Origin of the sequence: Criblamydia sequanensis CRIB-18, assembly GCF_000750955.1 — a bacterium.
Taxonomy (GTDB): Bacteria; Chlamydiota; Chlamydiia; order Chlamydiales; family Criblamydiaceae; genus Criblamydia; species Criblamydia sequanensis.
In genome coordinates, this window is the sequence record NZ_CCEJ010000009.1 from 169,869 (window position 1) to 184,439 (window position 14,571).

At 38.7% G+C, this 14,571-nt stretch carries 15 protein-coding genes; 5 read left to right on the plus strand and 10 right to left on the minus strand.

What is annotated here, in order from left to right; genetic code table 11:
- Nucleotides 1-77 precede the first annotated feature (77 nt).
- Both pdxH and CSEC_RS09900 read left to right on the plus strand, forming a co-directional pair.
- Complete coding sequence (pdxH, locus tag CSEC_RS09895) at nucleotides 78-716, plus strand: pyridoxamine 5'-phosphate oxidase (protein WP_041018294.1); 639 nt, start codon at nucleotides 78-80, stop codon at nucleotides 714-716.
- 21 nt (nucleotides 717-737) lie between these two features.
- Nucleotides 738-1,463, plus strand: a complete 726-nt coding sequence (locus CSEC_RS09900) for a hypothetical protein (protein ID WP_041018295.1) — start codon at nucleotides 738-740, stop codon at nucleotides 1,461-1,463.
- Between the two features lie 42 nt (nucleotides 1,464-1,505).
- Here the strand turns inward: CSEC_RS09900 and CSEC_RS09905 are convergent, their stop codons facing one another.
- Nucleotides 1,506-1,937: a universal stress protein gene (locus tag CSEC_RS09905; RefSeq protein ID WP_041018296.1), complete on the minus strand. Its 432-nt coding sequence runs from the start codon at nucleotides 1,935-1,937 to the stop codon at nucleotides 1,506-1,508.
- A 129-nt stretch (nucleotides 1,938-2,066) separates the two neighbouring features.
- On the opposite strand from CSEC_RS09905, the gene CSEC_RS09910 reads away from it, so the two are divergent.
- Nucleotides 2,067-3,023, plus strand: coding sequence for an ROK family protein (locus CSEC_RS09910; protein WP_041018297.1), 957 nt, complete (start codon nucleotides 2,067-2,069; stop codon nucleotides 3,021-3,023).
- Here the strand turns inward: CSEC_RS09910 and CSEC_RS09915 are convergent.
- The 8 genes from CSEC_RS09915 to CSEC_RS09950 all read right to left on the minus strand — a co-directional run bounded on the left by CSEC_RS09915 (nucleotide 3,020) and on the right by CSEC_RS09950 (nucleotide 10,419).
- Nucleotides 3,020-4,393, minus strand: coding sequence for an alanine/glycine:cation symporter family protein (locus tag CSEC_RS09915; RefSeq protein WP_053331988.1), 1,374 nt, complete (start codon nucleotides 4,391-4,393; stop codon nucleotides 3,020-3,022). The two genes, CSEC_RS09910 and CSEC_RS09915, sit on opposite strands and share 4 nt — an antisense overlap.
- 59 nt (nucleotides 4,394-4,452) lie before the next feature.
- Nucleotides 4,453-5,472, minus strand: coding sequence for a peptidase M16 family protein (locus CSEC_RS09920; RefSeq protein ID WP_041018298.1), 1,020 nt, complete (start codon nucleotides 5,470-5,472; stop codon nucleotides 4,453-4,455).
- The gene (locus CSEC_RS09925) at nucleotides 5,450-6,616 is read right to left on the minus strand and encodes a hypothetical protein (RefSeq protein ID WP_041018299.1); all 1,167 of its coding nucleotides are present in this window, start codon (nucleotides 6,614-6,616) and stop codon (nucleotides 5,450-5,452) included. Before CSEC_RS09925 ends, CSEC_RS09920 begins: the two co-directional genes overlap by 23 nt.
- A gap of 15 nt (nucleotides 6,617-6,631) precedes the next feature.
- The gene (locus CSEC_RS09930; protein ID WP_041018300.1) at nucleotides 6,632-7,513 is read right to left on the minus strand and encodes a beta/alpha barrel domain-containing protein; all 882 of its coding nucleotides are present in this window, start codon (nucleotides 7,511-7,513) and stop codon (nucleotides 6,632-6,634) included.
- Nucleotides 7,514-7,762: 249 nt separating this feature from the next.
- Nucleotides 7,763-8,521: a putative quorum-sensing-regulated virulence factor gene (locus tag CSEC_RS09935; protein ID WP_041018301.1), complete on the minus strand. Its 759-nt coding sequence runs from the start codon at nucleotides 8,519-8,521 to the stop codon at nucleotides 7,763-7,765.
- Nucleotides 8,522-8,611: 90 nt separating this feature from the next.
- Nucleotides 8,612-9,232 (minus strand): ribosome biogenesis GTP-binding protein YihA/YsxC, encoded by a 621-nt coding sequence (gene yihA / locus CSEC_RS09940; protein ID WP_041018302.1) that lies wholly within the window; start codon nucleotides 9,230-9,232, stop codon nucleotides 8,612-8,614.
- Between the two features lies 1 nt (nucleotide 9,233).
- A complete protein-coding gene (gene tsaE / locus CSEC_RS09945; protein ID WP_041018303.1) occupies nucleotides 9,234-9,668 on the minus strand; it encodes a tRNA (adenosine(37)-N6)-threonylcarbamoyltransferase complex ATPase subunit type 1 TsaE in 435 nt (144 codons plus the stop codon).
- A 25-nt stretch (nucleotides 9,669-9,693) separates the two neighbouring features.
- Nucleotides 9,694-10,419, minus strand: a complete 726-nt coding sequence (locus CSEC_RS09950; protein ID WP_041018304.1) for a DUF2709 domain-containing protein — start codon at nucleotides 10,417-10,419, stop codon at nucleotides 9,694-9,696.
- Between the two features lie 146 nt (nucleotides 10,420-10,565).
- Here CSEC_RS09950 and CSEC_RS09955 point away from each other — a divergent pair, with 146 nt between their 5' ends.
- Nucleotides 10,566-11,645 carry a Glu/Leu/Phe/Val family dehydrogenase gene (locus CSEC_RS09955; RefSeq protein ID WP_041018371.1) on the plus strand — a complete coding sequence of 360 codons (1,080 nt, stop codon included), beginning with the start codon at nucleotides 10,566-10,568 and terminating at the stop codon, nucleotides 11,643-11,645.
- Nucleotides 11,646-11,736: 91 nt separating this feature from the next.
- Nucleotides 11,737-13,476, plus strand: a complete 1,740-nt coding sequence (gene argS / locus CSEC_RS09960; protein WP_041018305.1) for an arginine--tRNA ligase — start codon at nucleotides 11,737-11,739, stop codon at nucleotides 13,474-13,476.
- Between the two features lie 9 nt (nucleotides 13,477-13,485).
- Here the strand turns inward: argS and CSEC_RS09965 are convergent, their stop codons facing one another.
- A complete protein-coding gene (locus CSEC_RS09965; RefSeq protein ID WP_041018306.1) occupies nucleotides 13,486-14,523 on the minus strand; it encodes an esterase/lipase family protein in 1,038 nt (345 codons plus the stop codon).
- Nucleotides 14,524-14,571 lie beyond the last annotated feature (48 nt).

The window sequence follows — 14,571 nt, forward strand, 5'->3', positions numbered from 1 at the left end:
AGAGATTGTCGAATTAATAAACGATTGGCAAAGTAGCTGTCAAGTGAGTAACCTTAAGCGAGGCTTTCAAAATTCAAATGAAATATGAAGTTCAAAGAAAAGAGTATACCAAAAGGACCCTGGATCAAAATGAGCTTGGAGAAGACCCTTTAAAAGCCCTTTCCTCATGGCTTCAAGAAGCCTTTGACCTTTCTTTGCTGGAGCCGAATGCGGCAGTTTTAGCCACTGCAAATAAACTTGGCAGGCCGACAAGCAGATCTATTCTAATTAAAGAAATTGATGATGAGGCCTTATTTTTCTATACCAATTTGGAAAGTCGAAAAGCTTCCGATTTGAAGGAAAACCCTTATGCTTCCCTAACATTTCTTTGGAAAGAGCTAGAGCGGCAAGTGACCCTTGAGGGAAAAGTTTTCCTTCTTTCGAGAGAAGAATCCTTTTCTTACTTTAAAACCAGGCCAAGGGAAAGCCAGCTTGCCGCTTGGGCCTCTTGCCAGGGAAAACCTCTCTCTTCTCGGGAAGAGCTTCTTAATGCTTTTGAAATAGAGAGAAAACGCTTTGAAAATTTCTTGGAAATCCCGCTTCCTGATAAATGGGGCGGCTTTAGGTTTGTGGCAGAGACGCTCGTTTTCTGGCAGGGAAGGGAAAATAGGTTGCATGATCGCTTCTTATTCGTTAAAGAAAAAGAACAATGGAAAGCCACCCGCATTGCTCCTTAAACTCTTAAAATAAGAACCTTAATGATTACCTTTGCGACGCATTACCAAGCCCTTGATGAAAAAGCAGAGCCATTTCGGCCCATCAACTTTAGTCTGATTCATTTGATGTTTGAGTCCGTCTCCCTTTTTCATCCTAATTGCAGAAAAGTTCTTCTTACCGATCGGAAAACTCATTTTGAAGAGGAAACTTTTGAGATCATCCGCTACCCGATAGACAATTACCCTTTACGTTATGCGGAGACAGTAGCTCAAGCGCAGTTTCTAAAATCGCACCCCGAAAATGGAAATCTTATTTTTTTAGATTTCGATATCCTTGTACAAGCTAATTTAGAGTCTGTTTTTGAAAATACGGAAGATATATTTCTTACCCTTCGCCCCTCTCCTATTATCCCCATCAACTTAGGGGTGACTTTTGTGAAACGGGGAAGCTTTCAAAAGGCTTTTAAATTTTTTAATCAAATTCTTGCAAAAATGCTTCTTCAAAATAACCGGCTCATGAACTGGGGCGGTAGCCAAAAAGCCATTTGGGGACTTTTACAGCCCTCCATCGTCCGCATGGACAAGGACAAAGATTCTATCACTCTAGACTCATTAAATATCAAATTCTTAAAAGGGGATATTTATAATTACTCTTCAGAAACAGTAGAGGAAATGGAAAAACACCATCCTGATAAGAAGATCCTACATTTTAAAGGCCACTTAAAAGAAGCCATGCCGATTTATTTTGATAAATACCTTAAAAAATAAAAAAGCTATTTAAGGTTACCCAAAAAAAGCTTTTTTAATAAATTAAACCCGTACGGCTAAGACATCACACTTCGCGCCATGCAAAACAGCGGTTGATGTAGATCCTAAAAGCATTAATGATAAGCCATGCCTTCCATGGCTTCCCACCACAATAAGGTCAGCGCCTATTTCCTGAGCCACATCCAAAATTAGGTTTTTTGGAGGCCCTATCTTTAGATGTATGTTTGCTTTATCGACATCAATTTTTTCAGCTAAACTTTCAAGGCGACCCATTAGAGAAGCCTCCAAGTCTTTTTGCCATTGGGAAACCACCGGCATTTCATAGGAATCTCCATAACCGGTTGGAATTTCGACCGCATGGACAATACTGATCGCACTATTATTCATTTTTTTTAATTCTAACGCTTTTCTTGATACCGGCTCATCATCTTCATCAATTAAATCGGCAGCAAAAAGAATGTGTTGGTAAACCATAAAAATAAGCCACGCTTTAAATAAGTTGTTTTAAGTTAATAACAAAAAGTTCTTTTTTAATGCAAAATTTCTTCTTTATCCAAAGAAAAAAAAGGATTATATAAAAACTAAACAAATTTTGAGTTTTGCATGACAGATAAGAAAAAATGGGTTTCTGGGATCGATCTCGGAGGGACCAAAACATTAATCGTGGCTAAAACAAAAGAAGGCGAAGTTTTAGATAAGCTTGTGTTTAAAACCGATGCAAAAGAAGGCCCTGAACCTGTTTTTCAACATATCGAAAAAACTCTTCTAGGTTTAACAGAAAAATTAAAAGCCCCACCCTCCGCTATTGGAATCGGCGTTGCCGGACAAATTGATAAAAAAGAAGGTAAACTGCTTTTTGGGCCTAATCTTGGATGGAAAGAGGTAGACATCAAAGAAAAGCTTAAAAAGTTTAATTGTCCGATTACAGTTCTTAATGACGTGAGAGCTGCCACTTTGGGTGAATGGAAGTATGGATCCGGTAAAGGCTTTTCAAACCTGGCTTGCATTTTTATTGGGACCGGAATAGGCGGAGGCTTTGTTACAGATGGCAAACTTCTCGAAGGCGCGAATAATTCCGCCGGGGAAATAGGTCATATGGTGGTGGATATGAACGGTCCTAAATGCACCTGCGGAAATTTTGGCTGCTTGGAAGCTTTTGCAGGAGGCTGGGCGATTGCTGAAAACGCAAGACAGCTTATAAAAAAACATCCTGAAAAAGGCAAAAGAATCCTCGAGCTTGCCAAAGATGATATTTTGGGGATCGATGGAAAAATCATAATAAAAGCATATAATGAAAAAGACCCTTTAGCAACCATTGTCATTGAACTTGCGATTAAAGCGCTTACAGCCGGGGTTTTATCGATTATCCATGCCGTCAACCCTTCTCTTTTAATTTTTGGAGGAGGGATCGTGGATGGCTTACCTGATATTGTAACTAAAGTTGAGAAAGAAGTTAGGTTGCGAGGGTTGAACTCTGCACTTTCCAACCTATCTTTTAAAAAAGCCGCTCTTGAAAAAGAAGCTGTAGCAATTGGAGCTACTGTCCCCTTCATCAACTAAGCTGTCTCTTGTTCGGTCTCATCTAGATGATCGATTTCAAGAAACTCTTTAGACCCAAAATACTTCTCGCTTTCTCTTATAATCAAAGGCGAGAGGTAAGCCAAAGCAGAAAGATTAGTTAAAAGCATCCCGGCCATAGTGATATCGGCTAAATGCCACACAAGATCAACTTTGGCAAAAACGCCAATCGGGATCAAACCTACATAAAGCCAGCGAAAGAATGAAATTTTTTTTCGGTCAAATAAATACTCTACGGCCTTTTCTCCGCAAAATGCCCAAGCGAGAATGGTTGTATATGCAAACAAAATAAGAGATATCACAACTACATAAGCGCCCATCTCATGCCCGACCCCTTTTTCAAAGGCATAAGTGCACATAAGGGTGCTCTTCAATCCGGGAACTTCAAAAGCCCCTGTGACAATAAGAACAAGTCCTGTAAGTGTGCAGATGATAAGCACAATAAAAGGGGCTACCATAGCAATAATCCCTTCCATAACAGGGCTTTTTGCTTTTGCGTTGGCTTGGAGTATCGGGGCAATGCCGGTTCCGGCATCCGTTGCAAAAATGCCTCTTTCAAAACCTGTAGAGAGCGCTCTTGCCATACCAAAGCCCATAGCACCGCCAAAAATGGAAGAAAAATCAAAGGCGCTTCTGAAAAGAAGAGAAAAAGCAGGCAGAACTTTATCCAAGTTGTAGCCCAAGATTAAAAAAGCTACCAAAAGATAAAGCGTTGCCATAAAGGGAACTACTTTTGATGCGATAAGAGCAACCCTATGGCCTCCTCCTATAATCACATAACCTACCGCTGCTGCTACAATTAGGCTAATAAGAAAAGGGTTCCAGCCAATTTCCTGCAAAGGAAGAGAGAGAGAATTTACCTGAACGAAATTACCGCAGCTAAAAGCGGTTAATAAGCTAAATACGGAAAATAAAATGGCTAAACTCTTTTTCTTCATCCCCTTTTCAATGTAGTACATGGGGCCGCCAAGAAACTCGCCTTGATCATTTTGCTTTCTATAAAAACCGCCTAAAAGACAGCCGGAATACTGCAAAATAGCGCCAAAAAAAGCCATGACCCACATCCAAATAAGAGCGCCAGGCCCGCCTGTTCCAAGAGCCACGGCCATCCCTGAGATGTTACCGGTTCCAAGGTTTCCAGCAAGTACTGTAGCGATGGCCTCAAAATGAGTGATATTTCCTTGACCCTTTCCGTCATCTTTAAGAATCGAGCGGAAGCCGTAGGAAATTTTAGTCAGTTGCGGAAATTTTAGTTTAATACTCAAGAAAATTCCGAGGCTTATGAGGACCGGGAAAACCACCCAAAAGGTGATCGCGTGAGCGAAACTTTCAAAAAGATGATTGATATCCATAACTATTAAATCTAAAATTTTAAAGGAATAGTTTAGCCTAAATTCCTTATTTTGTCTTTTTAAATTTTTAGGGAGTTCGGCACAGTAAATAAATTATTATAAATTTTTTGGCCAAGTGATGACGTTTCAAAAAATTCTTTAGCCCTTGAAAGAGGGATGGAGATTGTCTTTTCGTAGGGGCTAGCTTCCGGAAATCCAGATTCATAGCATAGGGAAAGAAGCTCTTCGCCTAAAATAGATTTTGGAAAGACAAGAAAAGAACATTCCGGAATTTTTGAAGCAAAAATGGCAGCAAGGACTTCAATCAGTTTTTTTTGTAAATCTTTTGTTGATAAAAAGGGTGAAGTTTTCATGGCAAGTTCTGTTAACTGCACACAACCTAACTCATCAAATAGAAGCTCTCCTTCGTAAACCGCTTCCCCCTCAAGCAGCTCTTCTTTAACACTGAGCGTGAAAAGGAGTTTATTTTTAATAGTAAAATCAGGCCTTGCGCCAAATAAAAATTCTTTCTTGCTGATGGGCTCTAGTTGTTTAAACATATAGGCAGGGCTTAATAGCTTAGCAAAAATCGTCCCTAAGTCTTTACCTAAGCTTGCTATTAAAGCTTTCATCCTGCTTTTAGCATCTTCTGAAGGAACAAGATCTTGATTGCTCGTAAGATAATCAATGAATAAAGCCGCTTGATAGCGATTATTTTTAGCTTTATTAAGCCTATCGGCTTCTTCAAACTCCTCTTTAAATAACTCTCCTATGAATTCTTCGGAAGTAAGCGGCTCTGTCTTTAACTTTAGAAAAAGTTCTTGGCATCTTCTAGCAATTTGCACGGTTTTTTCAAGATTATCCTGTCTCAAATGAAAGGCAAAATTCTTAGTCTTCCTTAATGAATTAAGGTCACTATAATTTTTAGTGCGTATAATTTCTTGAAAGGCAAGCTGGTGGGTATAGGTAAAAACAGGGATGATGGAGAGATGTTGCAGAAGGTGATGGGCACAGTCTCGTTTTTGTTCAAATTGTAGCATAAGGACTTGCTCTTTTCTTGAAAGCTCTGTCGTAGCGCTAAGTGAACTTAATAAATACATCTTCAGATTCCTCTATTAACCCTTTATGTTCCTCTGCTGTTTCAACCCTAGAAGAAGTGAAAGAATAATTTTTAATCTGATGTCCGATTTTTAAGACACAGGCTTCTTCAGTAAAAAGGTTTTCAGCAGCTTCTTTTTTTATTCCGTAGAGATATTTTTTTTGATTTTTATATAACTTAAAGCCGTATACCGTAAGCAAATCCCTTAATCCCCCAAATTTCTCAAGAGCGTCAAAAGGAATTAATAAGGTTTTCGTGTCGCTCTTATAAGAAATAAAAAAACCTAAAAAGAATTGAATGAGATGCTGGTCAAGATACTGTTTATCGATCTTGTGCCTTTTTCCCACACTGTTATATTCTGTAAGGCTTTGCAATACTAAATAAGAACCCCTTTCTTTAAAAATTCCCTTATATTGAGAAAATTTATCTTCATCTTCTGAGGTCAAATTAAAAATAATAGCCCCTTTATTTGTAAAAGAGGGTTTCATCTCTAAGTTTATGGAGCCTAAATTAGTCTCTTCCTCTTCCACTCCAAGAATCTCAGAGCCGATTTTAAATTTAAAATTCAAAATCGCCCGATTAAAAGAGCCGAATAACTCCAAAGCTTTAGCCCCAACCTTGTCTCTCTCCTGCCTTACAATTTGAGTCCAGTTAGCGGAAGGCTTATCAATTACGGCACCTGATAATCTATCAACTAAATATTCGTAAGAGGCTCTTTTTGAACTTTTATCCTCAAAATAAGAAGCAAGTCGTGTTTCTTCCTCATAGACTTGCATGGCAAGCTTTGCAGCAGAGGTCTTCTCAAACCGGTAATCAGGGCCATCTTTAGCAGCTATTTCATTAAAGGTCTTATGGAAGACAAGAGCAATTTCCTTAAAAGTTTTCTGATTCTCCGCATTACTCCAAAAAGTTCGAAAAGAAGGAGGAAGATCATCTATTAAAGAAATAAAGGTCTCATAATTTTTAATCTTTTCATAAAATTGACCCTGTTCGTAGAAAGTTTTAGGAGCAAGCCTAAAAAAGGCTGAAAAAATAATTTCAATGGCTTCTTTTTTCAGCTCAATTTTTTGACTTAATTTCATGTCCTCGCTTTGAAGTTCATTTAAAGAACTTAAAGAACCCAAAAGGTTTAGGACGGAAGCCATTTTTACCCCTTTTAATCAAATACTTTGGTCTCTTGATAGTAACCTTAATGTCTTATCGATGTCGCAGAATTTACCCATAGCTATTTTGGCAAGGATTTCAGGGTTGTTTGCATGATTCACAGCTGACACGATAGAACAAAGGGCTTTTAAAGGATTGCTATTTTTAAAAATCTCAGAATCGATAAATAAGCTTTGAGCGCCAAGACGGAGGACAAGAGCTGCGTCTGCAGCATTCAAAACCCCATACGAGGCGAAAAGGGGGACTGGAAGCTCGCCTGTTTGAGAGACTTGCTTAATTAACCGATAAGGCACTCCCATCCTTTCAACCTCTCCTAAAAGATCTTGGGAATCTAGGGAAGCAAGCCACTTAATTTCTCGGCGGATAGCCCTTAGCTGACCTACTATTTGAGCAAGATTCAATTGCCCTTTAGGAGTATAAGTACGTATTAAAGATGCTCCTTCAGCCACTCTTTTTAAACACTCGGCTAGATTTCTTGCCGAAGAAAAAAAAGGAATTCGAAAAGCGTGCTTATCAATATGATGCGTTTCATCTACAGAGGTTAGCTTTTCACTTTCCCCAATAAAATCAACAAATAAGGCCTCTAAAATTTGAGCTTCTACCGTATGGCCAATGCAACATTCCACCATAACGGGGATGGAAACAGCTTCTTGGATTCTCTGAATAGCTTCCGGGTTAATCATACGTTCGGGATAAGAAAAGTCTTTAGACGGGCTCACTGCAAGGACACTTATCGCGCCGGCTTCTTCTGCCATACGAGCCTCTTCAGCTGTTGTGACATCTACTATGACACCTCCCTTTAACATACCTGCAAGCCCAACTTTCACTTCAAATGAGCTTTTTTGCAAATCGAAAGAGCCTTCTTTTCCTGTAAGCATGATTTACCTTAGGGTTCCTCAATAAAAAAACAAACTCATCTTTTAACTGTTTTAAAGGATAAAAATCGAATAAAAAATTTAAAGCAAAAACCTTTTTAAATATTAATTATAAAAGATGATGAAGCTTAAAAGACAAGCTATTGTCTTTTATTATTTTTGAAGTTACCAAGTGAAATAGAATCTAAAGAGAAAAGTTAGGGTCTTAAGTCTTATTTCGACACTACCCTATTTTCTTAATTCTAAGCAAACTTATGAAAAAAGTTTCTGAAAAGGGTTAGAGGCTTGTTGGAAAAGGCCGCCTTTTTTCCTTTGTTTAATTTCATTCCTTAAAGAAAAGAGAAGATCCTGATCATAATCTTTTTTAGCGGCATAAAGAAGGTATTGCAAAGGAATATCCCTAAAGGGGCGCCCCTTATATTTGCCAAGAGGCATAGCTTTCATTAAGATAGGACGAGATAAGACTTCGAAGAGCTTTTCAAGAGTTAAATAACGTCTCGAAAGATGTTTAAAAACTTCAATATTGACCATCACATCATTCATAGCCCTATGAGCGCCTTCATTCGGCACATTGAAATGAATGCCTAATTTTTCTAGAGCATTTGAGGGGCTGTCTCCATAAAGCCTTGCAAGACGCAAAGTATCTATAAACTTATTTTTTTGAATACGGCAAGGAATGCCGCATCGTTCAGCCTCATTTGAGATGATGTCGATATCGAATTGAACTTGGTGTCCGATGATCGTCTTAGATCCTATTATTTCAAGGAGTTTTGGAATCACATCCCGGATCTTGGGCTGCCCTTTCACCATTTCATAACTAATACGATGAACATTATAGGCGTCTTCCGGCATGACACCGCATTCAGGATCTACCAAGCTTTCATAGGTTTCAAACAGTTTGTCATAGGTAAAAGAAACAACCGCCACTTCAACAATTCTTTCTTTTTTTGCATCAAGACCTGTGGCTTCACAATCGATACAAATAAACTCTTCGTTTTCTAATTTTCCCATGAGTCCTGCTTTTTAAAGCTAGTATTTTAGCTTATGCTTATATTTTACCATTAATTTTATAATAAAAATAATTTTATAAGAACATCTTTATTAATTATTTTGCTCGTTAAAATATTTTTTTATCGAAAAAATAAGATTTTCTTTACCTTCTTCGTTGGTGGAAGAAACTAAGTGAGGGGCGTAAGGCGATTCCGGCAATCCCTTTATAATTTCATTTTTTCGCTTTTCAAGAGAGGATTTATTAATTTTATCTTTCTTTGTGAAGACAAGCATAAAGGGCTTTTGATAACGATTAAACCATTCCACAAGCTCCCTGTCTTCATCCGTTGGATCCCGTCTCATATCAAAAAGATAAAGGATAAGAGCTAGCTGCTTTCTATCATCGAGATAAGACTGGATTAAAGGACCCCAATCCGCTCTCATTTCTTTTGGGACTTTAGCATACCCATATCCCGGCAGATCGACGAAAACCAACTCTTTATCGACTTTAAAAAAATTGATAAGCTGGGTCTTTCCGGGAGTTGCAGATACACGAGCGAGATTTTTTCTTTTAAACATATAGTTTAAAAGAGATGATTTTCCAACATTTGATCTTCCGACTATCGCAACTTCCGGAAGTAATTTTCCGGAATCCGATTTAATCAAAGGGAATTGTTCTTTGTTAGCAGCAGAGGAAATAAATTCAATTTCACTAAACAATAAACGACTCATTTCACTTCCTTTGAACAATGATTTTTCTTTCGTTTTCAGAATTTGCTTCTAAATAAATTAGGAAGGAACCTTCCGGAATATGCTCTTTAATTCTCTCCGCCCACTCAATACAGCAAATCCCATTACTTGAAAAATATTCGTCAAATCCAAGCTGGAAAAACTCATCCCCGCTATTTAGCCGATAAAGATCGAAGTGGTAAATAGGCGGTTTTTCAGGGTAGATATTTAATAGAGCAAAGGTCGGACTTTGTACTTCTTCCTCGTTAACATTAGAAGCTCCCTTGGCTAACCCTTTAATAAAAGTGGTTTTTCCGGCCCCTAACCCCCCAAAAAAACAAACCACATCATTAGGAAGAAGCTTTTGGCCAAATTCTTTGGCCCATTCAAAAGTTTCTTCATAAGAGTGGGTTGTTATAGTTAACGGATAAGAACTCATCGCTTTAGATTGGCTTTGGTTAAACTTACGCCAGCCATCTTTCCACGTGAGGAACAAATTCCTTGCGATCGGCTAAGGCTTCAACGAAGCTTGCGACTTTATCTTCAACGAGTTGCTTTTGAATAAATTCGATAAAGCTTTCTTCTATCTGATAGCGGTTTTGAGTTTGCACTTCCATAAGCGCCATCGGGCGAAGGTAGTTTTTCTTAAAGTCTTCAATAACAGCTTCGGGTGTGTTAAAAATTTTTCCGCTTAGAGCTGAAGAAAACACCTTTTTTGTAATAGGAGCCTTTGAAGGAGCTTTGTCAAGGTAGCTCTTAATTACATCCGGGTCTTCTGAAACATAAAAGCGTTTTACCTTTAATCCGCCTACCCTTTCATTGTTTTCCGGGCATTTGGATACCCAGTCATAAATGGCGTCTTGCGGGTTAGGATGGGTGTTATCGCCAAAAACTTTCCCAGAAAAGGGACAGATATAGATTTTTTTAGTCTGGTCGTTAACACTTTCCTTGCTAAAAGTGATTTTAATTTCAGCTTCCCGATAAAGCGGGTTCTCTTTTTCAGCTGACCTTACTGCTTCCTCTATACTTTGATAAATAATTTTGTGTTTAGGGTATAAGACGGGTTGTAGCTTAAACTTATTTTCAATAAAGTATAGGTAAGCATTGACAAGCTCGGCTTCTGGATTTTCTGACAAAAAATGAAGCAATTTATCCAGAAGTTCAGACGGAATGGAAATATCTTTTGCCATTGTTACCTCTAGGGCTGATTGTAAAAAAAATTATTAAGATTATTGATCGCCTAGAATAACCTTTAACTGTTTTAAGATCAAGTTTGAACTTTTTGCCTTGCAAGCGGGCTCTTTCAAAAATAACCTTTTTTAAAGGCTTTGACTCTATGATTAAAAAAAAGATTTTAGATATTCCGGGGTATGAAAAAGTCATTGAGGCGATGGATGAAGATTCCAAATTGCACTGTATAATAGCCGTGCATAATACATCTCTTGGGCCGGCTCTTGGAGGTGTGCGTATCTACCCTTATCAAACTTTTGATGACGCCCTAAAAGATGTGCTTCTTCTTGCTAAAGCCATGACTAACAAGTCTGCTTTAGCAGAAATTGGTCTTGGAGGCGGAAAAAGTGTTATCATTGCCGATCCCAAGGTAGATAAATCGGAAAACCTTTTAAAAAAATTCGGAGAGGTCATTAACGATTTTAAAGGCTCTTATATTGTTGCTGAAGATGTCGGCTCCTCTCCTGAAGACATGCTTCATATCAGGAAAACAACCCCTTACGTCTCGGCGCTCCCAACCTCAAAAAGCAGCGGTGATCCAAGCCCCTTCACTGCCTGGGGAGTTTTCAGAGGCATCCAAGCTGTTTTAAAAGAACTTTATGGATCAACGGAGGTTAAAAATCGAAGGATTGCCATTCAAGGCCTTGGCCACGTTGGGCATTTTCTAGCCGAACATCTTTTTTGGCAAGGGGCGGATCTTGTGGTCACTGATATCGATTCTGAAAAATGCGCTACTATCAAAAGAAAATTCGGGGCTGAGGTCATCGCACCTGATAGATTTATCCATGAAAAATGCGATATTCTCGCTCCTTGCGCTCTTGGAGGGGTTTTTAACCAAGAGAATGCTAAAACCTTAAAATGCAAGGCGATTGCAGGCTCGGCTAATAATCAATTAGCAGATAGCCAAACAGCAGAAGTGCTTCATCAACATGAAATACTCTATGCTCCGGATTTTCTTATTAATTCAGGGGGGCTTATCAACGCTGTTATGGAATTTGAAAAAGAAGGCTATGACCCGAAACATTCTTGCGCCCGCGTTTCAGAAATTTTTAATTCCTTGCAGCTTGTTTTTGCGATGTCCAAAAAAGAGAATAAATCGACAGAATCTGTAGCTGAAGACCTCGCCGCAAAAAAGTTAAAAAATAAATATAAAATGAGGAAAGAGCCCATTTCATTTAAAAGGTAGGCGCTTCCCTTTTCCTTCTTGATCTCTTGCAAAAGAACTTGTAAAATCTTTCCATTGATAAGAGATTTAATTTAAGAAATGACAGGTATTTATGCTTAGCCCAAGAACTGAATTGGAAAAAATTTTTGAAAAAGCCATACAAAAATCTTTTCCAAAAGAAACAAGCGAGTTTAAGCTTGACCCTGACATTAAAGAGAGCACCCAGCCTCAGTTTGGCCACTATCAATTCAACTCGGCCATGAAACTCTCAAAAATTTTAAAAATTCCACCCCGTCAAGTAGCTGAGGTGATAACGTCTAATGTCGATAAGGGCTCTCTGATTGAATCTCTTGAAATTGCAGGTCCGGGCTTTATCAATATCACCTTATCTCCGCATTACCTTGAAAAGTCGATCAAACAAATTTTAAGAGGTGAAACCTTTGATAAAAAGGCGAAGCAAAAAATCATTATCGACTTCTCATCTCCCAACATCGCAAAAGAGCTTCATGTCGGCCATCTTCGTTCGACAATTATTGGAGATAGCCTTTCGAGACTTTTTGAATTCTTAGGCCATGATGTTTTAAGGCTCAATCATATTGGAGATTGGGGCACTCAATTCGGGATGCTAATTGCCTATCTTAAAGAAGAGTGTAAAGAAATATTAACAGGCCAAAAAACCGCTGACTTAGCTGAGCTTATGGCTTGGTACAAGCAATCAAAAGCTAGATTTGATGCCGATCCGGAGTTTAAGAAAAGAGCTCAAAAAGAAGTCTATCATCTTCAAAACGGGGATGAAGAATCCTTGGAAGCTTGGAAGATGATCTGCGACATCTCTAAAAAAGGATATCAAGAAATTTATGAGCTTCTTGATGTTTCTATTAAAGACCGCGGCGAATCTTTTTATAACCCGCTTTTAAAGTCTATCGTTGAGGATCTTGAGAAAAAGGGACTTGTGACTGTCTCTGAAGGGGCAAAATGTCTTTTTCTTGAAGGGTTTGCAAGCCGTGACGGCACAACACAACCTTTAATTATCCAAAAACAAGACGGCGGCTATCTCTATGCCACAACCGACCTTGCGGCCATTAGACAGCGAATTCAAGATGAAAAAGCAGACCGCATTATTTATGTGACAGATGCCGGACAAAGCCTTCACTTCAACATGATTTTTAAAGCAGCGGAAGCTGCCGGCTATCTTGACAGAACTAAGACAAAAGTAGATCATGTCCCTTTTGGATTGGTTTTAGGCCCGGATGGCAAGAAGTTTAAAACGAGGTCTGGCGAAACTGAGAAATTAATTGATCTTCTAAATAAAGCTATTGAGAAAGCAAGGCTCTTAATTGAAGAGCGCCACCTTGAGATGACTCCTTCTGAAAAAGAAGAGTTAGCCAAAAAGCTTGGTATTGGCGCTGTTAAATACGCCGATTTATCTTCGCATAGGACAAGCGACTATGTATTTAGCTATGACAGGATGCTTCGTTTTGAAGGAAATACGGCAGCCTATCTTATGTATTCATATGTACGCATTCAAAGCATTAAGAGGAAAGTTGGGATTGACCCTCAGCTCATTCAGGAAAAAACAGACCTTGAACTCTCCCACCCAAGCGAAATTGCTTTAAGCCTTCATTTAACGCAGTTTGGCGATGTATTAGAACAAGTAAGTGTTGATCTTTTGCCCAATAGGCTGACAGAATACCTTTATGGTCTTTCAAATCACTTTAACGCTTTTTTTAGAGATTGCAGAGTTGAAGGGACGAGCCAAGAAAAGTCAAGGCTTTTGCTTGCGGAAGCGGCTGCCAAAACCTTGAAGCAAGGGCTATTCATCCTTGGTGTTGAAACCGTTGAAAGAATGTAAGGACGAGATTTAAGTTGAAAAGAATTCTATTGCCGAATTTGCCGCTGTATCCGAAAAAAGGAATGGGACGTGCCCTGTAGCATTTAAAACTTGGCTAGTGGCATTTTTAGAACCCCCATGTTTTGCAGACTCTCTTGGCCAAATTACAAAATCGACTTCACTATGCATGTGAAGGTATCTTGTTTCGACCTCCTTTTCAGAGGCATTCTTTTTTAGCTCCGTAACAAAATCAGAAAAAGGTTTCATTTGATTGGCGCTCTCAGATAAACCAAGAGGCAAATAGGCGGCATAAGTCCCGTCAAAAGGAGTGCCCATAGAAACAAAGTGAGTCACTTCACAGCCAATAGATTCCGCATAGTCCTGTATAAACTTCTCACCCACAAGACCTCCCATGGAATGGACAAAAATTTTAAGATCCTTTCGATCCGTCAATTTTTGAATTTCTATAACCATTTGAAGAACCGCTTTGGAATAGTCATCGATAGACTGGAAAGGCCCGCCGAGATTGATGGTAAATAAATTATCAAAGCCTGCGTTTTTTAGAATGTGCCGATGGTAAATCCAATTGTTACTAGATCCTAAGTATCCATGAATCATCAAAATCGGCGTTTGATGAGGATTGCATTCTTTCCTGGTCTTAGGATTGGCTTTTGTTAAATCAATCGGCGCCACAACCATTTGAGCCAGGATGGATAAAAAGCCTAGGAATACTGATTGGACATTATTAGCCATTAATCTAATTGGTCTTGGCAAATGAGGGGTTATAAGCTGCCAGCCTTTTAAAAAGAGAAGGACGCCAAGAGCAATTGAACTCACGGTTAAAGCCACAAGGGCAATGGGAGCTGCTGCATGAACCAAGGTTAAACTCGCTGAGATAATAAGAGAAGCGGTTAAACATAAACTCAAAATAAAAAAGGCTTTTTCAGCAGCTTCTTTAATGCGGAAACAGTTTACTTTTGGAGGAGGAGGCGGGTCTAGACTTTCTAAAGTATTCAAAATAGCGGGGTCTTTAATTTCTCTTATAGTATCAAAATTAGAAGCAGACATTTAAAACCCTTATTAAAGTAATTAATTTCTATTAAATATGTAAATTTG